This is a genomic window from Bariatricus sp. TF06-38A, from assembly GCF_027690675.1.
GTDB classification, from domain to species: Bacteria; Bacillota; Clostridia; order Lachnospirales; family Lachnospiraceae; genus Allocoprococcus; species Allocoprococcus comes.
Genome location: NZ_JAQFCE010000008.1, coordinates 85,836 through 110,737, shown reverse-complemented (window position 1 = coordinate 110,737; position 24,902 = coordinate 85,836). Strand labels below are relative to the sequence as shown.

24 protein-coding genes are annotated in these 24,902 nt (G+C 43.6%); 7 read left to right on the top strand and 17 right to left on the bottom strand.

The window, feature by feature from the left end; translation table 11 throughout:
- Positions 1 to 398 (top strand): hypothetical protein (locus PG418_RS08730; protein WP_498837299.1); only part of this gene is annotated, 398 nt, incomplete at its 5' end.
- Here the strand turns inward: PG418_RS08730 and PG418_RS08725 are convergent.
- Both PG418_RS08725 and PG418_RS08720 read right to left on the bottom strand, forming a co-directional pair.
- Positions 358 to 1,029, bottom strand: coding sequence for an HAD family hydrolase (locus PG418_RS08725; protein WP_195488904.1), 672 nt, complete (start codon positions 1,027 to 1,029; stop codon positions 358 to 360). The genes PG418_RS08730 and PG418_RS08725 overlap by 41 nt on opposite strands.
- Positions 1,029 to 1,190: a hypothetical protein gene (locus PG418_RS08720; protein ID WP_008369991.1), complete on the bottom strand. Its 162-nt coding sequence runs from the start codon at positions 1,188 to 1,190 to the stop codon at positions 1,029 to 1,031. The genes PG418_RS08725 and PG418_RS08720 overlap by 1 nt, the downstream gene beginning before the upstream one ends.
- 224 nt (positions 1,191 to 1,414) lie before the next feature.
- Here PG418_RS08720 and PG418_RS08715 point away from each other — a divergent pair, with 224 nt between their 5' ends.
- Positions 1,415 to 1,975: a hypothetical protein gene (locus PG418_RS08715; protein ID WP_022220216.1), complete on the top strand. Its 561-nt coding sequence runs from the start codon at positions 1,415 to 1,417 to the stop codon at positions 1,973 to 1,975.
- 192 nt (positions 1,976 to 2,167) lie between these two features.
- On the opposite strand, the gene PG418_RS08710 is transcribed toward PG418_RS08715, so the two are convergent.
- From PG418_RS08710 to PG418_RS08695, 4 genes are all read right to left on the bottom strand, one after another.
- On the bottom strand, positions 2,168 to 3,028 hold the full coding sequence (locus PG418_RS08710) for a deoxyribonuclease IV (RefSeq protein WP_195488905.1): 861 nt from the start codon (positions 3,026 to 3,028) through the stop codon (positions 2,168 to 2,170).
- A complete protein-coding gene (locus PG418_RS08705; RefSeq protein ID WP_008369981.1) occupies positions 2,998 to 4,788 on the bottom strand; it encodes an aminopeptidase P family N-terminal domain-containing protein in 1,791 nt (596 codons plus the stop codon). Before PG418_RS08705 ends, PG418_RS08710 begins: the two co-directional genes overlap by 31 nt.
- A 272-nt stretch (positions 4,789 to 5,060) precedes the next feature.
- Entirely contained in the window at positions 5,061 to 5,438 is a 378-nt protein-coding gene (locus tag PG418_RS08700) for a DUF3783 domain-containing protein (RefSeq protein ID WP_055156200.1), read from the bottom strand.
- Between the two features lie 12 nt (positions 5,439 to 5,450).
- Entirely contained in the window at positions 5,451 to 6,335 is an 885-nt protein-coding gene (locus tag PG418_RS08695) for a YitT family protein (protein WP_498837298.1), read from the bottom strand.
- Between the two features lie 218 nt (positions 6,336 to 6,553).
- On the opposite strand from PG418_RS08695, the gene PG418_RS08690 reads away from it, so the two are divergent.
- Positions 6,554 to 8,002 (top strand): 4Fe-4S dicluster domain-containing protein, encoded by a 1,449-nt coding sequence (locus tag PG418_RS08690; protein WP_055261193.1) that lies wholly within the window; start codon positions 6,554 to 6,556, stop codon positions 8,000 to 8,002.
- Positions 8,003 to 8,103: 101 nt separating this feature from the next.
- Here the strand turns inward: PG418_RS08690 and fliB are convergent, their stop codons facing one another.
- Genes fliB through PG418_RS08675 form a run of 3 tightly spaced genes read right to left on the bottom strand, consistent with a single transcriptional unit; the run spans position 8,104 to position 10,599 of the window.
- Positions 8,104 to 9,240: a flagellin lysine-N-methylase gene (fliB, locus tag PG418_RS08685; RefSeq protein WP_195488735.1), complete on the bottom strand. Its 1,137-nt coding sequence runs from the start codon at positions 9,238 to 9,240 to the stop codon at positions 8,104 to 8,106.
- Positions 9,241 to 9,882, bottom strand: coding sequence for an endonuclease III domain-containing protein (locus PG418_RS08680; protein ID WP_055156204.1), 642 nt, complete (start codon positions 9,880 to 9,882; stop codon positions 9,241 to 9,243).
- 15 nt (positions 9,883 to 9,897) lie between these two features.
- On the bottom strand, positions 9,898 to 10,599 hold the full coding sequence (locus PG418_RS08675; RefSeq protein WP_008369969.1) for a helix-turn-helix domain-containing protein: 702 nt from the start codon (positions 10,597 to 10,599) through the stop codon (positions 9,898 to 9,900).
- 240 nt (positions 10,600 to 10,839) lie between these two features.
- On the opposite strand from PG418_RS08675, the gene pepT reads away from it, so the two are divergent.
- The 4 genes from pepT to PG418_RS08655 all read left to right on the top strand — a co-directional run bounded on the left by pepT (position 10,840) and on the right by PG418_RS08655 (position 16,682).
- A complete protein-coding gene (gene pepT / locus PG418_RS08670) occupies positions 10,840 to 12,060 on the top strand; it encodes a peptidase T (RefSeq protein ID WP_055156207.1) in 1,221 nt (406 codons plus the stop codon).
- A 29-nt stretch (positions 12,061 to 12,089) separates the two neighbouring features.
- A complete protein-coding gene (locus tag PG418_RS08665; protein WP_498837297.1) occupies positions 12,090 to 13,589 on the top strand; it encodes a YfcC family protein in 1,500 nt (499 codons plus the stop codon).
- A 27-nt stretch (positions 13,590 to 13,616) separates the two neighbouring features.
- The gene (pepV, locus tag PG418_RS08660) at positions 13,617 to 14,993 is read left to right on the top strand and encodes a dipeptidase PepV (protein ID WP_498837296.1); all 1,377 of its coding nucleotides are present in this window, start codon (positions 13,617 to 13,619) and stop codon (positions 14,991 to 14,993) included.
- A 204-nt stretch (positions 14,994 to 15,197) separates the two neighbouring features.
- Positions 15,198 to 16,682 (top strand): sensor domain-containing diguanylate cyclase, encoded by a 1,485-nt coding sequence (locus PG418_RS08655; protein WP_498837295.1) that lies wholly within the window; start codon positions 15,198 to 15,200, stop codon positions 16,680 to 16,682.
- Between the two features lie 140 nt (positions 16,683 to 16,822).
- Here the strand turns inward: PG418_RS08655 and PG418_RS08650 are convergent, their stop codons facing one another.
- The 8 genes from PG418_RS08650 to PG418_RS08615 form a co-directional block, all read right to left on the bottom strand.
- The gene (locus PG418_RS08650) at positions 16,823 to 17,956 is read right to left on the bottom strand and encodes a PP-loop family protein (protein WP_008369954.1); all 1,134 of its coding nucleotides are present in this window, start codon (positions 17,954 to 17,956) and stop codon (positions 16,823 to 16,825) included.
- Positions 17,957 to 18,340: 384 nt separating this feature from the next.
- Entirely contained in the window at positions 18,341 to 19,630 is a 1,290-nt protein-coding gene (locus tag PG418_RS08645; RefSeq protein WP_008369949.1) for an O-acetylhomoserine aminocarboxypropyltransferase/cysteine synthase family protein, read from the bottom strand.
- A 215-nt stretch (positions 19,631 to 19,845) separates the two neighbouring features.
- Positions 19,846 to 20,973 (bottom strand): M20/M25/M40 family metallo-hydrolase, encoded by a 1,128-nt coding sequence (locus PG418_RS08640; protein ID WP_498837294.1) that lies wholly within the window; start codon positions 20,971 to 20,973, stop codon positions 19,846 to 19,848.
- A gap of 108 nt (positions 20,974 to 21,081) precedes the next feature.
- Complete coding sequence (locus tag PG418_RS08635) at positions 21,082 to 22,221, bottom strand: trans-sulfuration enzyme family protein (protein WP_498837293.1); 1,140 nt, start codon at positions 22,219 to 22,221, stop codon at positions 21,082 to 21,084.
- 89 nt (positions 22,222 to 22,310) lie between these two features.
- Positions 22,311 to 22,745: a GNAT family N-acetyltransferase gene (locus PG418_RS08630; RefSeq protein WP_008369942.1), complete on the bottom strand. Its 435-nt coding sequence runs from the start codon at positions 22,743 to 22,745 to the stop codon at positions 22,311 to 22,313.
- A gap of 16 nt (positions 22,746 to 22,761) precedes the next feature.
- Positions 22,762 to 23,730 (bottom strand): glutathione S-transferase family protein, encoded by a 969-nt coding sequence (locus PG418_RS08625; RefSeq protein WP_498837292.1) that lies wholly within the window; start codon positions 23,728 to 23,730, stop codon positions 22,762 to 22,764.
- Between the two features lie 15 nt (positions 23,731 to 23,745).
- Positions 23,746 to 24,072 (bottom strand): hypothetical protein, encoded by a 327-nt coding sequence (locus tag PG418_RS08620; RefSeq protein WP_173690247.1) that lies wholly within the window; start codon positions 24,070 to 24,072, stop codon positions 23,746 to 23,748.
- Between the two features lie 69 nt (positions 24,073 to 24,141).
- A complete protein-coding gene (locus PG418_RS08615; RefSeq protein WP_055249387.1) occupies positions 24,142 to 24,900 on the bottom strand; it encodes an amino acid ABC transporter ATP-binding protein in 759 nt (252 codons plus the stop codon).
- Between the last annotated feature and the right edge of the window lie 2 nt (positions 24,901 to 24,902).

The window sequence follows — 24,902 nt, the reverse complement described above, 5'->3', positions numbered from 1 at the left end:
CCTTACTGGCTGTAAGGGATATTAACCATAAATATATTGTAGTAGAATGGAGAATACAAAAAATGAACTTATTAGAAGAATTCAAAAAAAATCCCGGATTCGTCTATCGAATCGGGAATGATTACTATTATATAGGAAAATGGATCTGCAAGCCATGCACAGACGAAGCCGTTACAGACTGCCATGCCATGTATGAAATGTGCATCCAGGCAAAAGAACAGGCAAACGCAGCCCTTTATTTTCAGAAGCTGCGTGCCTACAGTGAATTTGCCCTGGACATTCCATACAATCCGGCAAAGATCCTTCAGTACCAGACCGCTCTTATCGAAGCACTTTCCGATGCTGATATCCAGTCTCTTACCGACCAACTTCGGCATTTTCACGATCAAGCATCTTAATCACATCCAGAAGTGTAGGATACACATACCGGCATAATCCTCTCACTTCTTCATCCGGCTGTGCAAGATCCGGGATCATCACCGGAATCATACCCGCAGCCGAAGCCGAGCGGATTCCTGCCGGTGCATCTTCAAGCGCAATACTATGTACCGGCTCGGTGCCGATCGCCTCGCACGCTTTGAGGTAAATTTCCGGATCCGGCTTTGCATGTTTCACCGAATCGCCAAAAACCCCGCCATCAAAATATTTCCACAAACCGACTTTCTCAAGAGATGCCTTTGCGTGGATCTCTCTGGAGGACGTCGCAAGTCCGACCTTGTATCCGTGTTCCTTCGCATAGATAAGAAGCTCCCTTGCTCCCTCTTTTACGCCGATCCCTTCTTTGTCACAAATGCCGTAATACTTCTCCCGTGTCTGCTCATTAAACTTGTCCATCGGAAAATCTTCGCCATATACACTTTTAAAATATGCTTCTCTGCGGACTACATTGAATCCCAGCGTATGATAAATATGCTCCCCGATCCGTCCGTATCCAAGCTTTTCTCCTGCATAATTCCAGGATCTCTGCACAACACGTTCCGAATCAAGGAGCAGTCCGTCCATATCAAATACCAGTGCTTCTACCTTCATCAGAATTCAATTCCCTTTCCGAGGGCATCTTTTAAATACGTGGTTACGTCTTCCAGTTTTTCCAGAATTTCTTCACGTTCTTCCCACTCTTCGCCGGTCATATCTTTGCTGACCAGTGCCTGCTTGACGTCTTTTAATTTCTTGATCAAATCTTCTGTCATAATAAATCCCCCTTTTCTTATCAATTACTGTTTTTCTATAAATTTATTTTACCGATATTGTCAGCAAATTTCAACAGTTCATCCGAAAATGTAAACAAATCTTAACATTCGCCGCTATAAAAAACTCTTAGCTAACTTCCATTTTTCTACTTCCATTATATAACAAATGTGCTATAATAATTCAGTATGTAAAAAAGTGTTATAATCATAAGGGGATTAAGAAATTGGATGACAACAAATTAGAAGCAAAACTGCTGAAGATTAAAGCGCTTGCCGAACGGGGAGAAGGTGGCGAGAAAGAGGCCGCCATCAAAATGTATCATAAGCTTCTGAAGAAGTATGATATTGATGAAAAAGCATTACAAAAAGACAAGCTCAGCAAGCACTGGTTTACATATGAGACAGATATCGAGGAAAATCTTCTGGTCCAGATTTTTTACATGGTGACCGGAGATCCCGAATATTTCCGCCGGACAAGCCGTACACGCGGAACCCAGTGCGGATGCATATGTACCGATTTTGAAAAAACTGAAATTCGTTTTTATTTTGAATTTTACAAAGATGCACTCAATCAGGAACTGGAAGCCTTTTTGATGGCTTTCAAATTAAAAAATCATCTGTTTCCGGATGAAAGTGCAAGATGCTTTGTTCCTGAGGAAGAGGAAGAGATATCAGAAATGCTGTTAAAAGCGCAGAAATTTGCAGAAGATATTGATAAGTCCAACCCGGTTCGCCGGATTGCATCTGCCGATCTTTCTGCTGATCCGGATGCACTGGAATCATAGGTATATACGCCGTTCTTTTGCGATATGCATTATAGCAAAAAAGCTGTTCTTAAAACAGGAGGGTATGACTCATATTAAATCATACCCTCCTGTTTTGATTTCTTGCGCTGTATCTGTGATAAAACTTATCTTCTGTACAATCTATAGCCTGCCGATACCGCCTTAACAACTCTTTTCCATCTGTCTGACCACCTAGGCAAGATCCCGAAGCCTTGCAATTTCTTCTTTATGCCCCGCATCATCCAGTGGCGTTTCCAGATAAAACGGCAGATCTTTTAATTTCGGGTGACGCATGACATTTAAAAGTGCCTCCATCCCGATCTCTCCGCCGCCGATCACCGCATGCCGGTCTTTTCTTGAACCAAATGGCATCATACTGTCATTTAAATGAATCGCTCTCAAAAGCTCAAGTCCAAGTACTTTGTCAAACTCTTCCAGCACCCCGTCCAGATCATTTACAATATCATATCCTGCTGCAAACACATGACAGGTATCCAGACAGATTCCGATCCGCTCCGGATGTGATACCCCGTCGCGGATTGCTTTCAGCTCTTCAAATCTCCAGCCAATCTCTGTTCCTTTTCCGCTCATTGTCTCAAGCAGAACCGTAATATTCTCTTTTCCGGTAATCGCCTGGTCAAGCCCCGCAATGATATTCTGAATTCCTGCTTCTGCGCCAATTCCGGTATGGCTTCCCGGATGAAACACCAGATTCTCAATCCCCAGTTTGTCCATCCGCGTCACATCTTCCCGGATTACCGTGCAGGCGAATTCATACACCTCCGGCTTCGCACTCGCCAGATTCATCGTATAAGGTGCATGCGCCAGAATCGCTCCAAAACCGGCCTCTCTCCTGATCCTCTGAAACTCCTCCGCTTCCTTCACCGTCGGATCCTTATAATTCGATCCCCGCGGATTCCTGCTGAAAATCTGCATCGTATCTGCATTCATCTTCACCACATTCTCTGCAGTCTTCACAATCCCTTTCGCAATCGACATATGTGTTCCTATTACCATATTTATTAGATCGCTCTCGTATACTTCTTCAGCCATTCTTTCTCTTCATCATTCAGATAAGGAGACACCTTCTCATATACAGTTGCATGATAAGTATTCAGACGTTCCTTGTCTTCTGCATTCATGATATCCGGATTGATCGCATCCAGGTCAAATGGCACATAAGTAATCGGTTCAAAATACAGGAATTCTCCATACTCATTCTTCTCGCCTTCACAGACAAGCAATTCATTTTCCAGACGCACACCGTGAGATCCTTCGATGTAGATTCCCGGTTCATCCGTAATGACCATACCTGGCTGGAATGCATCAGACTCACCGGCTCTGTAAGTATAACGGAAGCCTGCCGGTCCCTCGTGGATGTTCAGAAGATATCCAACCCCATGTCCTGTTCCGTGATTGAAGTCCAGTCCTCTGTCCCAAAACGGCTTTCTTGCCAGATAATCAAAGTTCATTCCGCAGCAGCCTTTCTTGAAGATCGGACTTGCAAGGTTCAGGTTACTGATCGCAACCAGTGTAAAATGATCTTTCATGATCTGTGAAACTTCTCCAAAAGCATATGTTCTGGTGATATCAGTAGATCCTTCGTAGAATCCTGCTCCTGTATCCGTCATCAGGAAAGTTCCCTCATGAAGCTCTACATTGGTCTCCGGTGAAGAAGAATAGTGTACGATCGCACTGTGCTCCCCGAATGCAGAGATCGGTCCGAAGCTTGGACGGATAAATCCACCCATCTCGGCACGGAACTCATCCAATTTGTCAGAAGCGCTCATCTCTGTGATCGTCTCTTTGCCAACATTTTCTTTCAGCCATTTCATAAATCTGACATGAGCCACGCTATCCTTGATCTCAGCGATACGGATATTTTCGACCTCTGTCGGATTCTTTACACATTTGAATAAGATCGCCGGATTTCTCTCTTCCACTTTCTTCACATTCTCCGGAATGTTCTTGTAAAGTGCAAAGTTCAGTCTTCCCGGATCTACCATCAGGACTTCTTCTGCTGCAACCTTCTTGATGTCCTCATAAATATCATTGTATGGGTGCAGAATAACCCCATCTGCTGCAAGATGTGCTTTGATCTCATCGCTTAATTTTTTCTCATTCACAAAAAGATCCACCTTGTCCATTCTGATCACTGCATAGGTCAGAACCAACGGAAAATATTCTACGTCATTTCCACGAATGTTCAGTGTCCAGCAGATGTCATCCAGTGTGGTAAGAACGTGTGCTGTCGCACCTGCTTCTTTCATTGCCGCACGTGTACGTGCAAGCTTGCTCTCCACAGTCTCTCCTGTGTATTTCTGTTCCAGTTCAAATACCGGCTCTTCTGAAAGAATCGGACGGTCTTCCCATACTTCATCGATCAGATCATATGCATAAACGACCTTTCCGTTCTTCTCAGATGCGATCTTCTCGTATTCTTCTCCTTCTGTTACAGAAACAACACGTCCATCAAATCCTACAGTTTCGCCTTCTGCCAGAGCTGTTTCCAAATATTCCCCAATCTTCGGAACGCCCGGCTGTCCCATCTTCATCAGTTCTACTGTTGTTCCCTCCAGCTGCTTTGCCGCCTGGATAAAGTATCTTCCGTCTGTCCACAGGCGTGCTTCTGTCTTCGAAACCACTGCTGTTCCTGCAGATCCCGTAAATCCGGTAATATACTCTCTTGCTTTAAAATGCTCCCCCACATATTCGCTCTGATGAAAATCTGCAGTCGGAATAATATAAATATCTATTCCCTTTTCCTGCATTTTTGCACGCAATTTTTCAAGTCTTTCCGGTATTGTAGACATTTTAAAAAACCTCCTTTAATTTTTCCATTCTCTGACCATTATAACCCGTAAACTTTTGAAAAGCAACCTAAGAAAAGGAGTCGGATTCGGCAAGAACATCATTTTCATTCAGATCCTGTGCACTGCCTGTAAGTCCGGCCGCAAGTACCGCTACACATCCGATTATCTTCACCTTTTTTGACATCTCCCATCACCTTTCGCAAATTTTCACAAATGGTAGTCTACCCGAAAAATTTGTTCTGTCTATGGGAAAAATGTGATTTTTCTTGAAATCAGGACTGATGCATTGCTGCATGCTCCTTTTCCAGTTCTTTAAAAAGTTCCGGCACAGTCCACTGACTGTTTGTGTCTGTCAGAACCGCTTTATAATCAATACGTTTCATACCCTTCTTTCGCATCATAAATAAAATCTGATCCAGATGGCTGCCTGTCACTCCGGCAAATACCATCATCTCATCTGCCAGCTCTTCACCCTCATAAATCCTGTCTGTCTCTGACGCTTCTTTCATTCCGGCAAGTACACCAACCGTCTGAAAATACTCTTCTTTTTTTATCAGCCGCACCCGAATCCTGAGTGACATACAGATCATCTGCAGCTCCTGCGCACGCTTCTTATCTTTTATATTAAATAATAATACTGTTTCTCTCATAAATTTCCTCGACTACTCCGCTTTTCTCAAACGGTTCTTTTTATGTTTATTCCACTCTCCGATTACCTCACTGACAGTTGATACCGTAACAAACGCACTCTGGTCTGTCTCATGGATAAATGCAAGAAGCTTTGCATATTCACTCTTTTCCAGAATTGTAACCACTTCTGTCTGTTCCTGATTGCCCAGTCCTCCGACTGCCGGATAAAGAGTCGCCCCTCTGTGCAGCTCATGTACAACAAACTGCTGGATCTCCGGATATTTCTTTGACAGGATACACACCCTCTTACGGATACTGAAACCATCGATAAAATTATCCAGAACAATCCCATAAAGATAAGTTCCCAGAAGGCTCACTACCAGTGTCTTTCTGTCGTAGACAAGGATAGACGTCGCAGCGGTCACAAATCCTGCGATCGTAAGACTCTTTCCAATTTCAAAATGCAAATATTTATTTAAAACTTTTGCAACAACATCAAGCCCACCAGAAGATGCATTGACATTAAACAAAATCGCCTGTCCGATGCTGATCACCAGAATATGGCACAGCATATTGATAAACATATCATCCGTGAGCGGCGGAACATCTGGTGTCACTGTTTCAAAAATACGCAGATAAACCGGGAGCATTAAAGATGTAATGACCGTCTTACCTCCGAATTCTTTTCCGACAAACACAATCCCTATGATCAGAAGTGCTACATTTAGAATCATCGTCATCGTCGAAACCTTCAGCAGAATAAAATTTGCCAGAACCATGACAAGTCCCGAAATACTTCCCACAACAAAGGAATTCGGCATCATCAGATAATACACTGATGCCGATACAATAAACATTCCTACCGTGATCGTTGCATACTCTTTCAATATGTTTTTTGCTTTGTTCTTCTCTTTCAATTTTCTTTCCTCTCTTTCATACCGGTGCCTCTTATTTCCCCAAATATGCGGCACACTATATTTCCCAACATAGCATGTTCATCATAACATACTTCTCATCAAACTTCTACGCTATGTTTCTCATTAAAAACATGAAATCTTCTTTCCATTTATAGTAGTTTCAATTATAATAAAGGAAGAGTGAAATTTTTAACAATTTAGAGAAGAGAGGGTTAATTATGAATGCTGATGGAAACGTAATCAAAATCAAACATGACGTACTGTTCGAAGTAGCAAAGCTTGCTTTTGCAGGTGAACTTGAAGAACAGCGTGATCACCTCCCGCTGAAGCTTATTCCGGGACCGACACCGCAGTTCCGCTGCTGTATCTACAAAGAGCGTGAGATCATCCGCCAGAGAATCCGCCTCGCAGAAGGCAAAGCTCCGGGACCGGAAGATGATGGCAATATCATTCAGGTTATTTCTTCTGCCTGCGAAGACTGTCCGATCTCCAGCTACACAGTAACAGAGAACTGTCAGAACTGTCTTGGAAAGGCATGTATCAATGCCTGTAAGTTTGGAGCAATTGAACCGGGACATTACCGTTCCCACATTGACGCATCCAAATGTAAAGAATGTGGTCAGTGCGCCAAAGCCTGTCCGTACAATGCCATTGCACATTTAAAACGTCCGTGTAAATTCAGTTGTCCGGTCGATGCGATCACCTACGACGAGCATGGCATTTCCATAATCGACAAAAACAAATGTATACGCTGCGGTAAATGTATCCACAGCTGTCCATTCGGTGCAATTGCTTCCAAAACATTTATTGTTCCGGTAATCAATGCTTTAAGAGAAGGCAAACACATCTACGCAATGGCTGCTCCTGCCACAGAAGGTCAGTTTGGTGCTGACATTACCATGGAAAGCTGGCGCAAAGCAATGAAAGAGCTCGGATTCGTAGATTTCTACGATGTAGGACTCGGTGGAGATATGACTGCTGCTTACGAAGCTGAAGAATGGGCCGAAGCTTACAAAGAAGGACAGAAAAAAGTAACCTCCTGCTGCCCTGCATTTGTAAATATGGTTCGCCTGCATTACCCACAGCTTGCTGACAATATTTCAACAACTGTTTCTCCGATGTGTGCAATTTCCCGTATGATCAAAGCACAGGATCCGGAAGCGATCACTGTATTTATCGGACCTTGCCTTGCTAAGAAATCTGAAGTTGTCGATCAGCAGATCGAAGGAAATGCAGATTATGTTCTTACATACAGCGAGATCCGTGCGATCATGAAAGCAAAAGACGTTGAACTCGAGGCCTGTCCGAACGACAACCAGACCGCTTCTACCTTCGGAAAACGCTTTGCAAATTCCGGTGGTGTAACAGCAGCTGTTCTGGAAAGTCTGAAAGAATCTGACAACTGCATCGATGCGAAAGTCTGTCGTGCAAATGGTTCTCAGGAATGTAAGAAAGCCCTCCTTCTCATGAAGGTTGGACGTCTTCCGGAAGACTTCATCGAAGGTATGGCATGTGACGGCGGATGTGTCGGCGGTCCAAGTTCATTCAATGACCAGATGACTTCCAAGAAGAACCGTGATGCCTTGATCTCTCAGGCTGACGATCGTGGAATTCTTGATAATCTGAAGAATTACGATATGGATAAGTTCTCTATGCATAGAGACTAAAATTATAAGGGCGTATGAAAAATGAGAAATCATTTTTCATACGCCCTTTTTAACAAAAATTCTTATTCAAATGCATCAAAAATCGTGCAGGCATCTATTTATTATCCCCTATACCACGGCAGCCTGTCCCGCAGCATCATCTTTTCCATCTGCTCCAGATTCTTATCAGAATGCTCAATCTCCCGCGAATACCGGTACACCAGCTCTACGATCTCTTCTGGTGTAAGCTCTCCTTCATTTTTTATCCACCGTGCTTTCCACAGCTCATAAATATGGAAAGTACTTATTACTGCCATCTGCACCTTCGCATAAATCCTTCCATCATAAACTGCGCCACAGAAATAAGTGAAAATGAAATACACCAGCAGCTGCTCTGCCTGGATCTGGATATTGCTCTCTTCCTTCGCCCACCGCTTAAAGTCAGACGAGATTCCTTTATACGCATCTGCTCCATGTGAATACAGAAGTTCTTCGCTCTCCATCAGAAGCATATCCCAGTCCTCACGTAGAAGTTCCAATTCATAAAGTTCCCGGAACATCTTATGCGCCATCTCCCATCTTTCCTGCACAGACGGCTTTTCTTCTTTCCAAAGTTTCCGTACAAACTTTCTGGCACTCTTTGTCTGATAACGTTCAATGACTTCCTCGCAGGAAAATAACTGTTCCCGGTTAAATCTGCCCTGCAGATCATGCGCCATTCCAAGAATCAGTCCCACTCTTATTTTTAATGAATGCTCCCGCTCCTGCAGAATTCCAAGCATTGCATCTCTCGCATCTACAAGCATAGAATACAGAAACGGATCAAATTCCTCGTATTCCTCTTCTCCTTCTTTTTCATAAGTAAGAAAACGGACCGGCTCTTTCTTCTCCATCAAAATCCTTGCCACCTCCGGACAGGATACCGACAGGGTAATCTCCCGTACATCCTCAAACTCCTCGACATGTCTCGGATACAGGCGGCAGGTTTTACACAGACTTTTCTCTCCGAGATTCGCATACATCTCACACAGATTACAGTCATTTAAAAATGCACATCTCTTTTCTTTATCCTGCCTGAAAATGCCACGGATCCAGTCCACGGATTTCAACATCGTAAACCGGAATTTTCCTTTCACATGCTTATATTTATTCAGTGATTTTTTGTCAATTACAATCTTCCACCCTGCACAACAGGTATCTTCACATTTGTCTGCTATGCAGGTGAACTCTTTATAATAATCCGGAATTGTATATTGCATTTATTTTTCTACCCCAACCTTCTTACAGATATCCGCCAGACAGCATCTGTCACAGTGCGGCTTCGTCCTTGCCGTACAAACTTCTCTTCCGTGGTACACCAGTCTGTGACAGAAATCGCTTCCTTCCTCCGGCGGAACCAGCTTCCAGAGTTCCATCTCTACTTTCTTCGGATCCTTAATCCCGTCTACCAGTCCAATACGGTTCACCAGACGGATACAATGGGTATCCGTTACGATCGCAGGCTCACCAAATACATCTCCCATGATCAGGTTCGCGCTCTTTCTCCCAACACCTGGCAGCTTTAAGATCGCATTAAAATCCTTCGGAATCTTTCCGCCATACTCATCCCGAAGCATCTTCATACAGGCACTGATATCCCGTGCCTTACTTTTCCCAAGCCCACAAGGACGTACAATCTCTTCGATATTATTTACATCTGCTTCTGCAAGTGCCTCTACTGTCGGATATTTTGCAAATAAACCTTCTACGACTACATTTACCCTTGCATCCGTACACTGTGCCGCAAGACGCACACTGACCAGAAGTTTCCATGCCTGATCATAATCCAGAGTACAGTCTGCATCCGGATATTCCTTTCTTAAGCGTTCTATTACTTCCAATGTTCTCTGTTTCTTTGTCATCTTTTTTATCCTTCTTTATCTCATATTTTGTATAGTAAGATAATTCATCTGCTTCATTAGTTTAAGATCTTCTTTGTTAAATGCAAGAAGATTCATAAGCTTTTCTTTATTTACAATTTCTTTTTCCGAAATCACTGCTTTAAAGGTCACCGGAAGCATCGTATAATTAGAGAGACCGGACACCAGTGCCAGCTGCTGTCCCGGATTCACCAGATTATTTACACAGGAGATCATGATATGTTCTGATTTCAGAGCCTGGTTATGAAGCATATAGGTTCCGATAAATCCTTCCTTTTCATACTCACCAGTATAAAGTCCGCCACATTCCCCCGGTTCTTTGACCTCACTTACATCATTAAACAAATGCACTTTATATTTGTTATTCTTTCCTTCCACCGCCTGCTGTTCAATCAAACTTTTGACAATTACTTTTCCAATCCCGTCATAGCTGTACATGTACAATTTTTCAATTGTCTCCGCATAAGTACATTCTTCCTCTTCCTCAGCAATCTCATCTCCGATAATTGCAAGAGGTGACACCTTAAAAATCTTAGACAATTCAAGAAATGTCGAAATATCCAATGAAATATCCCCTTTTTCGTATTTAGAAACTGTCGACACACTCTTATGCAGTCTTACAGCAAGTTCTTTCAGCGTCATATTATATGCCATCCGGTATTTTCTAATATTACGCCCTACCTTCTCATCTACATTCATACCAATTTTCTTTCCTTTAAATCAATTTTTTTATGATATGTGCATAAATTTTAACGCATTTCCCCAATTTTCTAGTATGCACCATATTTTTTCTCTTTTTTCAATAATAACACGTCTGATTTTTTCGTGTCAATAAAACGCACCTCTTTTGTCTTTTCTGATTTACCCGGATAAAATGATAGCATAAAAACACAAGCCACGGAGTCATCCGTATGACAAATATGTGGAAGGAGAATACAAATGAAAGTAGAAAAAAGGTTACTCAAATACATCGCAATCAAAACACCATGCGATGAAAACAGCGATACAGTTCCAACCTCTCAGTGTCAGTTTGATCTTGCAAGAATCCTTGCTGATGAACTGAAAGAACTCGGACTTGACAAGGTTGTTCTGGACGATAAATGCTTCGTTTATGGAATCCTTGCAGCAACACCAGGATATGAAAATAAGAAAAAGCTTGGACTTATCGCACATATGGATACTGTACCAGAATTTTGCGAGGCAGAAATCCATCCGGTCTGTACACCAGATTATGACGGATGTGATCTCGTTCTCGGAGACAGTGGACGGGTTCTTACAACCAAAGATTTCCCGCATCTGAAAGGATTAAAGGGACGTACACTCATCACTTCCGATGGAAATACCATCCTCGGAGTTGACGACAAAGCCGGTATTGCTGAGATCATGCAGCTTCTTGAGATCCTGATCACAGAAAAGATTCCACACGGACAGATCAGTGTCGCATTTACACCGGACGAAGAATGTGGCAGCGGCGCTGCACATTTTGATTTTGATACTTTTGACGCGGAGGTTGCCTATACGCTGGACGGGGACGGCGAAGGCGAGATCCAGTATCAGAACTTCAATGCATGCGAAGCAAAATTTGAGATCAATGGCAAAAATGTACATCCGGGTTCTGCAAAAGATGTGATGATCAATGCCGTTCTCATTGCCGCAGATATCAACAATATGCTCCCAAGATTCGAGATTCCGCGTCATACCGAACAGTATGAAGGATTCTACCATCTTCTGAGCATACACGGAGATGAAGGACATGCCGTATCCGAATACATCATCCGCGACCACGACAGCGCAAGCTTTGAAGCCCGCCGCAATACGCTCCGCCATATCGAAAAGATCTTAAATGAGCTCTGGGGCGAGGGTACAGTCACACTGACACTTACCGATGAATACCAGAACATGGAATGTATCATCAAAGATCACATGTATCTGATTGATTATGCTAGAGAGGCCTGTGCGAAAGCAAATGTTCCGGAGGATATTTCTCCAATCCGCGGAGGTACAGACGGCTGCAAGCTTTCCTTTAAAGGTCTTCCTTGCCCGAACCTTGGAACAGGCGGACACGGATATCACGGACCACTGGAGCACGTCACCATCGAAGGTATGGAAGCAGCTGTCCGTGTCATTGTAGAACTTGTAAAAATCTTTGCAAATGAGTAAATACCAAATAGGAAACGGAGATACTGATTATGAAAAAGAAAAAAATATCTTTCCCTTCTGCGCTCACTGTATTATTTATCGTCCTTATTTTCGCTGCAATTTTAACTGCAGTGGTACCGGCAGGGCTTTATTCCAAATTAACGTACAACGCAGACTATGATGTATTTGAAATCACAACACCGGAAGGTGAAGTGACAGAAATGGCTCCTACCCAGGAATCCTTGGACGAGCTGGGTGTTACCGGAAACTTAAATAAATTCCTTGATGGAAGTATCAGCAAACCGATCGCTGTTCCTGGAACCTACGAGAGAGTCGATCAGGAACCGCAGGGCGTATTTAAAATCCTCCTTGCAGCAATCAGTGGTGTTTACGATACCATTGATATCATCCTTTTTGTATTTATCCTCGGCGGATGTATCGGTGTCCTGAATTATATGGGTGCATTCAATGCGGCAATCGCGGCACTTTCCAAAGTCACCAAGGGCAAAGAATATATCCTGATCATCCTGATCACGATTATTATCGCAGCCGGTGGAACTACCTTCGGTCTTGCAGAAGAAACCATTGCACTTTACCCGATCCTTGTACCGGTATTCCTTGCAGCCGGATATGATGTTATGGTTTGTATCGCTGCAATTTACATGGGATCTTCTATCGGAACCATGTTCCCGACCATCAACCCGTTCTCTGTCGGAAACGCATCCAATGCAGCCGGAATCAGCCTTGCTGACGGTATGGGAATCCGTGGTGTTGCTCTGGTACTCGGCACTCTGATCACTTTGATCTACATCCTTCGCTATGCAAAGAAGGTAAAAGAAGATCCTACAAAATCAATCTGTTACGACCAGTATGAACATCATATGCAGAAATTCGGTCATCAGGGCGAGGTTCCTGAATTTACCGGAAAAATGAAGCTTTCCCTCCTCGTATTCGGCGTATCCTTCGGTGTGCTTGTATGGGGACTTGTAGCTCAGGGCTGGTGGTTCGACAACATGACTGCCCTCTTCCTTGCCTGCGCGATCCTGCTTGCATTTACTTCAGGAATCGGCGAAAAGAACTTTATGGATCAGTTTATCGGTGGTGCCGCTGACCTGATGGGCGTAGCTCTGGTAGTCGGTGTGGCACGTGGTATCAACATCATTCTGGAAGACGGTATGATTTCTGACACCATCCTGGAATTCTTCTCAGGTGCGATCAGTGGAATGAATCCGATCGTATTCATCATCTTGATGATGCTTGTATTTATCGTACTCGGATTCTTTATTTCCTCTTCCTCAGGGCTTGCAGTTCTGTCCATCCCGATCATGGCTCCGCTTGCCGACACCGTAGGTGTTTCAAGATCAGCAATCGTATCTGCTTATGCATACGGTCTTGGTCTGATTTCTTTCATCACACCAACCGGTCTGATCCTTGCATCCCTTGCGATGGTGGATGTTACTTATGATAAATGGCTGAAATTCATCATGCCGCTGATGGGTATGACTACCGTCTTCAGTGCGATCATGCTGATCATTCAGTTATATGTATAAGCTTCTTGCATAAGGAGGTAAACTCTTATGGATTTTGAAAAACAAATACAGACAGACCGTGAAAGTCTGATCCAGGATATTATGAAACTGGTGTCCATAGACAGCGTGGAAGCCGCACCGGATGCAGGAATGCCTTTCGGTGCAGGCGCTGCCAAAGCACTTGACTGCTTTCTCGAAACGGCAGAATCCATTGGTCTTAAAACAGAAAATTTTGATCACTATGCCGGACACGCAGATTATGGGGATCAGGAAGAAACTCTCGGAATCCTCGGTCATGTGGACGTGGTTCCATGCAGTGGCAGCTGGGTATGTGATCCGTTTAAACCGGAAATCATTGACGGAAAGCTGTATGGTCGTGGCGTACTTGATGATAAAGGTCCTCTTCTTGCCTGCCTCCATGCAGTCAAGATTTTAAAAGAAATGGGTGTGCCACTCAGCAAAAAAATCCGTTTTATTGTAGGTGCGAATGAAGAGACAGACTGGAAATGCATGGACTATTATTTCAACAAGAAAAAGATCCCTGCTCCACAGATGTCCTTCACACCGGATGCAGTATTCCCACTTATTTACGCTGAAAAAGGCGTCTTTCAGTATCAGCTTGTAACCGATGTCTCAGAGGATATCACTTTATCCGGTGGAAATGCATTTAACGCAGTCGCAGACCATGCTTCCGTCCTGCTTCCTCTCGAACTGGAAACCGTGATCCGCAAGAGCCTGCTCTCCTGGGAGACACAGACCAGATGCCATTTCACAGTAGAAAATGCGGGTGCATCCCTCCGGCTGACCGCAGAAGGTTTTGCCGCACACGCAGCACATCCTTCTACCGGAATCAATGCGATCAGCGGACTGATGTCAGCTTTATCTGAGCTTTCTCCGGAAAATGAGTTGGCAAGGATTGCCACATTTTACATGGAGCACATCGGTTTTGACCTGACCGGAAAGGGACTTGGAATCGATCTTACAGATGAGATCTCCGGCAGATTAAGTTTCAATGTCGGAAAGGTCGAAGTATGCGATCATAAGGTGATTTTCTCCATCGACAACCGTGTACCGGTTACTTACCGGTGCGCCCAGGTTCACGAGCTCATTCAGAAACAGCTTATCGGTTCCGGATTCCGTTTTGAGAACCCATATGCAACTGAATCTATCCACGTACCTGAGGATTCTTTCCTGGTTCAGACTCTGATGGAATCCTACCGCAATGTCACCGGTGATATGTCCGCAAAACCTCTGGTAGACGGTGCCTGCTCTTACGCAAGAGCACTGGATAACTGTGTCGCTTTCGGCGCACTCCTCCCAGACCAGCCTGATCTGATGCATCAGACAAATGAATGTCTGGAGCTGGATAAACTGGATCTCTGGATGAAGATTTATCTGGATGCAATCTACCGGCTTGCAAAATAAACAATAACGTATAACTAAGAGAGAATAACGTAATGCTTTTGTTATTTTTTACGTTATTCTCTCTTTTTTTGTTCATTTTTTGTTTATTATGTATATTTCCTATCCATTTCACATACAAATTCGATGACATCCCAGAACATTTATGGTATAATTTAGAAAATCTAATTACTTATTTGTTAACGCACAATATGAGGGGGATTTTACATGAAAAAATTATCACGTCATGAACTGATGCAATACGGAACGGCTATCATTTCGTTCCTTATTGTAATGACGTTCACACTTCTGATTTTTTTCTGGTTTGTACAACAGAGCGTTGATAAAAGTGTACAGAATGTTCTTCAAAAAAACACACTGCAGCAAAAGGATCACCTGGAACTGGTCCTGGAAAAAGAATATGAATTTCTGGAGAGTCCTGCTGCATACTTCGGAACAACTTCCGATCTGTTCAGCAACGATAATCTTCAGCTTCTTGCTGAACTGGCTTCTTCCAGCTCCTATCATCGGCTTATGCTTTTTTCTACAGACGGTATCGGGCGCTCCAGCGATGGAAAGAAGACCGATGCAAGTTCACGGAACTATTTTCAAAAGACATTGGAAGGCAGACGCGTCATTAGTTCTCCTCTGTCAAGCAGCGTAGACAACGAAACCCTTGTTGTCCTCACAGTTCCTGTTTATGACAAAGATCAGAATATTATCGGTGTCTTTGGAGGCTCCATCGATGTTACGGAACTGACTACCATGCTCTTTGAGGATCTGTATTCCGGTTCCGGCTACTCATTTATCACAGACTCGGATGGCAACATCATTTCCATTGAATCTACACACAACGAAATCCGAGAGAACTTTTTTACTTCTTCCTCTGACTGGGTATTTCAGACTTCGGAAGATGGCACTACCCTTCAGGAAGATTTTAAGCAAGGACACGCAAACTGCCGCAAGATTACAGCAGATTTATCACATGCACGCTATATTTCCTACCAGCCATTAAAGTACAACGGCTGGATGCTCTGCTATATCATTCCTGCTGTCGATGCCCGTCAACCCTTTGCTTTTATCAACAACTTTGAAATCATTCTGTTCGCCTTTTTTATCTGCAATGTGCTGCTTCTGATCTTCGCACTCTGGAAGATCAACCAGAAGAATCAGACTTTGCTTCTTCGCCAGGCGCATACAGATGCTCTGACCGGACTTCTGAACAAAGTTTATGCAGAACACACGATTTCCGAATGGCTGCGCGAAAAAGATTTTGAAGATTTACAGGCTTTAATGATGATCGATATGGATTATTTCAAGCAGATCAATGATACTTATGGACATGCAACCGGTGACCAGGTACTGAAAATATTTGCCGGATTTCTGAAAGAACAGTTCCGGACAACCGATATCATCGGTCGTGTCGGTGGTGACGAATTTATGATCCTGATGAAAAATGTACGTCTGGATTACAGTATCCATCTGCATTTGCAAAAGCTCTATACAAATCTTCAAAATATAAATATCCCGGAACTAAATGGCCAGAAACTTTCCTGCAGTATCGGCTGTGCTGTTGCTCCAACGGATGCTGAATCTTTCAGCCAGTTATACCGCCTTGCTGATCATGCTCTGTACACAGCTAAGCACAACGGACGTGGACGTTTTGTTATTTACCACGATATCAAGAACCAGCAGGAAACCGTTTTATCCTGATCAACGTCAGGAATTCTGGTATAGGTCAATATTCCTGTCATTTAATCTCAAAATTCCCGCCGGGCAGATCCTGTACCTGTCCGGCGGGAATTTCATTCTTCTTTATATCTCAGATATACCACCGGCACATCCAGTCATTTTTAATCATCGTAAGTATCCAAGAAATTGTGTCTTACACCTTTTGCCTTGTAACCGACAACCGTATCCAGATTGACATTTTCCACACTCTTGAAAATATTGCCCTCCACAAACGGGTTCGTCTTCTTAAGCTCTGCAATCAGTTTTTTGATTTCCATACGCTTTGACTGATTTTCTTCATTGTTGCAGGTTGTACAGGTATCGGTAAACTTACATGCACACTGGATAAAATGCAGATCATTGTAATCTCTCCATGCCTTGATGTCATCCTCACGGATCAGATACATCGGGCGGATCAGTTCCATCCCTTCAAAATTTGTACTGTGAAGCTTCGGCATCATAGTCTGCACCTGTGCACTGTAGAGCATTCCCATCAGGATCGTTTCGATCACATCATCATAATGATGTCCCAGTGCGATTTTGTTGCAGCCCATCTGCTGTGCAAAATTATAAAGATATCCACGTCTCATCCTTGCACAGATATAACACGGTGATTTTTCAATCTCAAATACCGATTCAAAAATATTGGATTCAAAGATCTGGATCGGAATCTTCATCTTCCTTGCATTTTCTTCAATGACCTTCCGGTTCTCCGGACTGTATCCCGGATCCATCACCAGGAACTTTACTTCAAAGTTAAATTTGTTGTGACGCTTTAATTCCTGGAAAAGCTTTGCCATCAGCATTGAATCTTTTCCACCGGAAATACATACTGCGATCCGGTCACCTTCTTTGACCAGTTCATATTCTCTGACAGCTTTTGTAAATTTGGACCAGATCTTCTTTTTGAACTTCTTGCGGATACTAAGCTCCACATGTTCACAGACATCATCTGCTTCCTTTTTCTTCATATCTGCCATCAGCCATCCAACATAACCGCCCTTCAGGCTGTATGCTTCATATCCCTGCTCCTGCAGTTCTTCTGCGATATCCCTGCTGATCTGTCCTCTGCTGCAGCAGATAATGATCTTCTTTTCCTTATCTTCCGGCGGATTCTCCATCAGTACATCTGCTGAGCTTGCCGTCGAATTCGGCAGGATTCCATGGGCGCGCTCAATCTCGCCACGGATATCAAAAAGCTCGTAGGATTCTGCAGGAAGCGCTTCCATTTCCTCGATTGTAATATCTATACTCATTGATTTTCTCCTTGTAAAAAGAATGTCCCCTGACACATAATCCTCTTTATTGAACAGAAAGTTCCATCTGGATTGTTGTCAAATAAAAAATGCGCATGTATCGGTACATATCATAGCATAATCTGTGCATCTGGTCAAAGGGAGATCCATCCGAAAATACTGGATTTCCGCTTATTTCCGCTTATCGCACAGCATTTTCAACACTTCTGACTGCCGCAATTCCTTTCGGAAATGTAGCTGCACATGATCGGAATGGATTTCAGAAAAGCATTTTTTCTGATCTGTGCCTTTGTCATAGTGTTTTCTCCTTAAAATTTTCTGTGCACATCGAAAAAGACGAAGGTTTCGAAAAACCTCCGTCCAAAATTCCTGTGTGTATAATATTTATTTGCCCTGAACTGCTGCAAATCCACCTTCAAGATCTGCGATGATATCATCGATATGTTCTGTACCGATAGAAAGACGGATTGTGTTCGGTTTGATTCCCTGATCAAGCAGTTCTTCTTCTGTCAGCTGAGAATGTGTTGTTGTTGCCGGATGGATAACAAGGCTCTTAACATCTGCAACATTTGCAAGCAGCGAAAAGATCTTCAGGTTGTCGATGAACTTGTGAGCTTCTTCCTGTCCGCCTTTGATCTCGAATGTGAAGATAGATGCTCCACCATTCGGGAAATATTTTTCATAAAGTGCATGATCCGGATGATTCGGCAGTGACGGATGGTTCACATGCTCTACCATTGGATGATTAGAGAGGTATTCTACTACTTTCTTTGTATTTTCTACATGACGGTCAATTCTAAGTGACAGTGTCTCTGTTCCCTGCAGAAGAAGGAATGCGTTAAATGGAGAAATTGTTGCTCCCATATCACGAAGAAGGATTGCACGGATGTAAGTTACAAATGCTGCCGGACCTGCTGCATCTACGAAAGATACTCCGTGGTAGCTTGGGTTTGCATCTGCGATTGCCGGGTATTTTCCACTTGCTTTCCAGTCAAATTTACCGGAATCTACGATGATTCCACCAAGAGTTGTTCCGTGTCCACCGATGAATTTGGTAGCAGAATGTACAACGATGTCTGCTCCGTGTTCGATCGGACGGATCAAATATGGTGTTCCGAATGTGTTGTCGATTACAAGCGGAAGTCCATGCTTGTGTGCAATTTCAGCGATTGCATCGATATCCGGGATATCACTGTTCGGATTACCAAGAGTTTCAAGATAGATGGCTCTTGTGTTATCCTGAATTGCATCTTCTACTTCTTTCAGGTTATGTGCATCTACAAATGTAGTTGTGATTCCGTAATGTGTCAGTGTGTGTTCAAGAAGGTTGAAGCTTCCACCGTAGATTGTCTTCTGCGCTACGATATGTCCGCCATCTGCTGCAAGTGCTTCGATGGTATATGTAATTGCAGCTGCTCCGGATGCTGTTGCAAGAGCTGCCACACCACCTTCAAGTGCTGCGATTCTCTTTTCAAATACGTCCTGTGTAGAGTTTGTCAGACGTCCGTAAATGTTACCTGCATCTGCAAGTCCGAATCTTGCTGCTGCATGTGCAGAGTTCTTAAATACATAAGATGTTGTCTGGTAAATCGGTACTGCTCTGGCATCAGATGCCGGATCTGGTTCTTCCTGTCCTACGTGAAGCTGAAGTGTTTCAAATTTATAATCGCTCATATTTTTCTACCTCTCTTTTCTACTGTCTGATGTATCGTGATCTCTATAGTGATCTTTCAAATTTGATAGTTGCATTATATCTACTTTTACCTACTTTGTCAATAGGTTAATAGGGAATTATTTTAAAAACATTTAATTTCAATATGTTTTATCTGTTTTTCTTCTATCAATATAAAAAAGACGCTTTTGGCGTCTTTTCTGTATAATAACATCCACTACTGTTCATCGGTGATCAGCCCGGCGATCAGTTCTGCTCCTGTCACAAGATCTTTGATTGTCGTATATTCATTTACCGAATGTGCCTGGTACATTCCATTTGACAACACCAGTCCAGGAATCCCGTTCTTCGCAAAGCTGTTGTTATCACTTCCGCCAAATGTCTCTACAAGATTTCCTGCAAGTCCCAGCTCTTTGCTTACTCTTTCAAACCGTTTTACCGGCACACTGTCTTTTGCTGTCTCATAAGCGATCAGATGAACTTCGCAAGTAAGTTCTGATTCAGCTCCGTGTTTTTCAGCCACCTTTTTGAAGGTATTTCCCACTTCTTCTACACAACGAGTCGCTTTTTCATGAGAATAGCTCCGGATTTCTCCCTTTACAATACATTTTTCCGGAACAATGTTCGTTCCGCTCCCACCTTCGATCAATCCGATATTGCAGGTTGTCTCTTCATCCACATGTCCCTGACTGATCTGCGTGATCGCTTCGGATGCAATAGCGATCGCATGAACGCCGTGCTCCGGATCAAATCCGGCGTGTGATGCCTTCCCGGTTACTACCACCTGATAAGAAATCAGAGACGGTGCTTTATATGCCGCGCTTCCAACCAGTCCGCTGATATCCAGTACATAGGCTTCTTTTGCACGAACCTTTGAAAAATCAAATACGCTGCTGCCCTTGATATAAAGCTCTTCTGCAATTGCAAAAAGAATCTCGATATCCCGGTGTGGTACTCCCGCTTCTTTTACACTGCGGATTCCTTCCAGAATCTCCACAAGTCCTGCCACATCATCAGCTCCAAGAACTGCTTTTCCTGCGGAACGGATCACACCGTCTTCTCCGATGATCCCTTTCTTGCCTTTGGACGGCTCAACCGTATCCATATGGCCGGACAAAAGGACCGGATCTCCCGGAAGATCTCCCGGAAGATATGCATATAAGTTTCCGGCATTTCCTCCGAAATGTTCTCCGGCATTGTCTTCCTCTACTTCAAAACCAAGTTCTTTTAATTTCACGATCAGCCGGTCTGCCATCTGACGCTCCCCAAAGCTTGGTGCATCGATCGCAGTCAGTTCCTGAAATTCATCGACTGCCCGCTGTTCATTTACCTTTATTTCACTCATTTCTGCCACTTCCTTATCTGCACGGTCATTTTCCATCTGCCGGCTATCTGTCCGGTAATACACCTTCGGTCACAGATATCTTCCGCTTTATACACAATTCTATTTGATTTACTTTAATACAGCTTCCAGATCTGCGATCAGATCCTCTGCTCCCTCAATTCCAACAGATAATCTCAGAATCCTGTCTGTAATTCCGTTCCGGTCAAGCTCTTCTCTGGAAAGATCCGCATGCGTCTGGGTAATCGGATAAGTGATCAGAGTCTCAGTTCCTCCGAGGCTTTCCGCAAACTGGATCAGTTTTACATTTTCCAGAATGTGATATGCTCTCTCTTTGGAATCTACTTCAAAGGTCAGGATCGAACCAAATCCTCTTGCCTGCTTTTTCATCAGTTCGTAGCCCGGATGTGATTCAAGTCCCGGATAAAGCACCCTTGTCACATACTCCTGCTTCTCCAGAAAATGTGCGATCTTCAGTGCATTTTCCTGTGCCCTGTCCATACGGACTCCAAGCGTCTTGATCCCTCTGAGGATCAGCCAGCTGTCCATCGGTGCAAGGGTTGCTCCTGTCGTCTTGATGATAAAACGGAGCTGTTCCTGAATGTCCTCGCGGTTTGTTATCAGAAAACCTGCAAGTGTGTCATTATGTCCACCCAGATATTTTGTCCCGCTATGCACAACAATGTCAGCACCAAGCTTCAGCGGATTCTGGAAATATGGTGATAAAAAGGTATTGTCCACGATCAGAAGAAGTTCATGTTTTTTTGCTATCTTTGAAAGTTCTTTCAGATCGGATACACGCATCATCGGATTGGTCGGTGTCTCTGCATAAATTGCTTTTGTGTTATCCTGGATATAATCCTCTACATCCACGCTGCTTAAATCCACGCTGGTAAATGTCAGTCCATTTTTCACATTAATGCTGTGGAACAGACGGACGCTTCCTCCATAAAGATCCTCATCAATGATGATGTGATCGCCCGGTTTGAAAATCTCCATCAGAGCTGTGATTGCTGCCATTCCTGTCGAAAATGCCAGTGCATCGATTCCTTCTTCCAGCGATGCTACGATCTTCTCAAGATGTTCTCTCGTCGGATTCTGTAATCTGGAATAGTCATAACCGCTTCCTCCGCCTACTCTGTCTCTTGCAAATGTTGCAGACTGATAGATTGGATAACTGATCGCCCCATATATTTCATCCTTATTATCGTCAGCCAAATGCTGACATCGTGTATCAATTCCGTACTTCATTCTTGTCTATCTCTCCTGTTTCTATAAATCAATGTCGCTATTTACTGTACAATATCTTTCTGCCAAAATCCAGTTTTCTTTTCATAAATTTACGCAAGTTCTTTCTCCGTCATCACACATTCAAACTCTCCGGAGCCGCTTACCTGTGAAAAATCTGCGGTATAGCCGAGCTTTTCATAGAATCCAAGTGCCGCTTTTCTGGAATTGATATAGATTTTTGTCACACCTTTTTCGCGCATCCAGTTTTCCGCCTCAATGATTCCTGCCTGTCCGTAATGTTTTCCCCTATAGGATTCCAGTGTTGCCACGCGCTCAATTTTTCCGGTATGTTCATCCAGATAATGCAGCCTGCAGGTGGATACCGGATAAATTCCGTCCATCACCAGAATATATTCATCTTCCGGTGTGTCATCTGAAAATTCTCCCTCAAGCGGGATCTTAAATCCCAGGCACATTGCCTGTGTCCGCACATAGTGTACCCCGGCTCTCTGCCATTCTTCTGTCACTCTGACTGCTTTCATCATTCATTCCCCGCTTTCTTTATTTTCCAGATAATTTTTCTCTTCCGTGTGGTGTCAGCCATAAGGATTCATCCGGTCCGTTCGGCACGATCGCAAACTCATTGGATGGGCAGCAATCGATATGATAATGCTTCTTGATCGCCGCAAAATTCGTTGTGTCGCCAAATCCCGGTGTCTGATACAAATCTCTTGCATATGCCCACAGATTCGGATAATCGCGGAGAAGCTTTTTATTCAGACGAAATACCGGATAATATGCACAGTCAAATCGTACCAGTGTCACATAAAGACGCACATCAGATTCAGTCAGTCTGTCACCAAATAAGTATCTCTGGTTTGCAAGCCTTTCTTCCAGCCAGTCCAGACGGTTAAATACCATATTGTAAGCACGGTCATAAGCCTTCTGTTTTCTTGCAAATCCGGCTTTATAGACACCATTATTTACCTCACGGAAAATGATATCATTCAGCTTATCGATCTCTTCTCTTAAATCTTCCGAATAAAGATCCGGTGCTCCCTCTTTGTGATAAGGCTTCCATGCCGTCTCAAAGTAAAGTGTCAAGTTGAAATAATCATTATTTACCACCTTACCGGACGGGATATCTACAAGTGCCGGTACGGTAAAGCGTCCGGTATAATCCGGATCTGCTGCAAGATATGCCTCACTGATATAGTGGATTCCAAGAACCGGATCCACATCTCCTTCGTCCAGTGTAAATGCCCAGTCGCTTCTCGGCACATCCGGTCTCTTCGGATCTGCTGTTCCGAGACTGATCACATCTTCAAGGCCAAGGAGCTTTCTTACAATCACGCTGCGGTGCGCCCACGGGCATACCGGTGCCCACAAAAGGCGATAACGCCCCGGCTCTACCGGAAGCTTACCTTCGCCCTCGCCAAACGGTGTTTCAAACTGATTCTTCTGACGGTTGAAATTTCCTTCACTGTCTACTTCTTTATTTACCCATTCTGTCGATGTATTTTCTCTCATAATCTTTTCCCTTTCCTACGCTGTCTGATTCTGTTTTTCCTGCTCTTGTCTGATGCTTCTTGGCGATACATATGGCTGTCTCTCATAATCGTTGTCACCAAAACGATAGCCTTCTTCCAGAAGTGCCACATTGTAGATTGCAGCCTGACACACGCCATCGGAAATTGCCCTCGCACAGCCGACTACCTGGTCTCCATCGTAAATAAATGCCGTCGCATAGCTGTTCTTAAATATTTTTTCTTCTGTAGCGGCATCAAAATGACTCAGTCCAAAATGGTCTAAAATATCTGCCACTGCCTGATAATCTACATTTTCCTTGTCTGTCACCAGTCTGATACTCATTTCTTTCGCTCCCTTCTTTTATCCTGTTGGAAAAAATCGACTGATCCCTCAGCCGATTTTGTTTTTCTCTTAAATTGAATAATCCGGTTCTTCCATCCGGTTGATCTTTGTAAAGAACTCTTTGACACGTTCGTTCTTTGGATTTCCAAACACTTCTCTCGGCGTTCCGTCTTCCAGGATCTTTCCTCCGTCCAGGAAGATCACTCTGGTTGCAACGTTTCGTACAAAGCTCATCTCATGGGACACCAGAAGCATTGTATATCCTTCATTTGCCGCTTTTTTGATCGTATCCAGAACTTCTCCGACAAGCTCCGGATCCAGTGCAGATGTCGGCTCATCCAGAAGCAAAAGCTTTGGCTCCATCGCAAGTGCTCTTGCGATTGCAACCCTCTGCTGCTGACCACCTGACATATGTCTCGGATAATGGTTTGCGTGATCCAGAAGACCTACATTTTTAAGCTGCTCTCTCGCAATCCTTTCTGCTTCCTCTTTTTTCATCTTCTTTACCACGATCAGCCCCTCCATTACATTCTGAAGCGCTGTCTTCTTTGAAAAAAGATTGAAATTCTGAAAAACCATGCCGGTCTTTTTCCGAAGCTCTGTCAAATCTTTGCCATGAATATGTGCAAGATCCTGTGTCTCACCGTCAATCGTTATGGTTCCGGTTTCCGGTTTTTCCAGTCTGTCCACACATCTTAAAAATGTGGATTTTCCTGTTCCAGAAGGTCCGATGATCGCTACGACATCTCCCTGATTGATGGTAAGGTCGATCCCATCAAGAACCTTATTATTTTTAAATGTTTTTGATATATTTTTGATTTCGATCATAC

Bases quoted from the DNA above. Each gene is read 5' to 3' on its own strand.
- PG418_RS08725 (WP_195488904.1), bottom strand. From the start codon at position 1,029: ATGAAGGTAGAAGCACTGGTATTTGATATGGACGGACTGCTCCTTGAT.
- PG418_RS08720 (WP_008369991.1), bottom strand. From the start codon at position 1,190: ATGACAGAAGATTTGATCAAGAAATTAAAAGACGTCAAGCAGGCACTG.
- PG418_RS08710 (WP_195488905.1), bottom strand. From the start codon at position 3,028: ATGGCTGAAGAAGTATACGAGAGCGATCTAATAAATATGGTAATAGGA.
- PG418_RS08705 (WP_008369981.1), bottom strand. From the start codon at position 4,788: ATGTCTACAATACCGGAAAGACTTGAAAAATTGCGTGCAAAAATGCAG.
- PG418_RS08700 (WP_055156200.1), bottom strand. From the start codon at position 5,438: ATGAGAGAAACAGTATTATTATTTAATATAAAAGATAAGAAGCGTGCG.
- PG418_RS08690 (WP_055261193.1), top strand. From the start codon at position 6,554: ATGAATGCTGATGGAAACGTAATCAAAATCAAACATGACGTACTGTTC.
- fliB (WP_195488735.1), bottom strand. From the start codon at position 9,240: ATGCAATATACAATTCCGGATTATTATAAAGAGTTCACCTGCATAGCA.
- PG418_RS08680 (WP_055156204.1), bottom strand. From the start codon at position 9,882: ATGACAAAGAAACAGAGAACATTGGAAGTAATAGAACGCTTAAGAAAG.
- PG418_RS08675 (WP_008369969.1), bottom strand. From the start codon at position 10,599: ATGAATGTAGATGAGAAGGTAGGGCGTAATATTAGAAAATACCGGATG.
- pepT (WP_055156207.1), top strand. From the start codon at position 10,840: ATGAAAGTAGAAAAAAGGTTACTCAAATACATCGCAATCAAAACACCA.
- PG418_RS08665 (WP_498837297.1), top strand. From the start codon at position 12,090: ATGAAAAAGAAAAAAATATCTTTCCCTTCTGCGCTCACTGTATTATTT.
- pepV (WP_498837296.1), top strand. From the start codon at position 13,617: ATGGATTTTGAAAAACAAATACAGACAGACCGTGAAAGTCTGATCCAG.
- PG418_RS08655 (WP_498837295.1), top strand. From the start codon at position 15,198: ATGAAAAAATTATCACGTCATGAACTGATGCAATACGGAACGGCTATC.
- PG418_RS08650 (WP_008369954.1), bottom strand. From the start codon at position 17,956: ATGAGTATAGATATTACAATCGAGGAAATGGAAGCGCTTCCTGCAGAA.
- PG418_RS08645 (WP_008369949.1), bottom strand. From the start codon at position 19,630: ATGAGCGATTATAAATTTGAAACACTTCAGCTTCACGTAGGACAGGAA.
- PG418_RS08640 (WP_498837294.1), bottom strand. From the start codon at position 20,973: ATGAGTGAAATAAAGGTAAATGAACAGCGGGCAGTCGATGAATTTCAG.
- PG418_RS08635 (WP_498837293.1), bottom strand. From the start codon at position 22,221: ATGAAGTACGGAATTGATACACGATGTCAGCATTTGGCTGACGATAAT.
- PG418_RS08630 (WP_008369942.1), bottom strand. From the start codon at position 22,745: ATGATGAAAGCAGTCAGAGTGACAGAAGAATGGCAGAGAGCCGGGGTA.
- PG418_RS08625 (WP_498837292.1), bottom strand. From the start codon at position 23,730: ATGAGAGAAAATACATCGACAGAATGGGTAAATAAAGAAGTAGACAGT.
- PG418_RS08620 (WP_173690247.1), bottom strand. From the start codon at position 24,072: ATGAGTATCAGACTGGTGACAGACAAGGAAAATGTAGATTATCAGGCA.
- PG418_RS08615 (WP_055249387.1), bottom strand. From the start codon at position 24,900: ATGATCGAAATCAAAAATATATCAAAAACATTTAAAAATAATAAGGTT.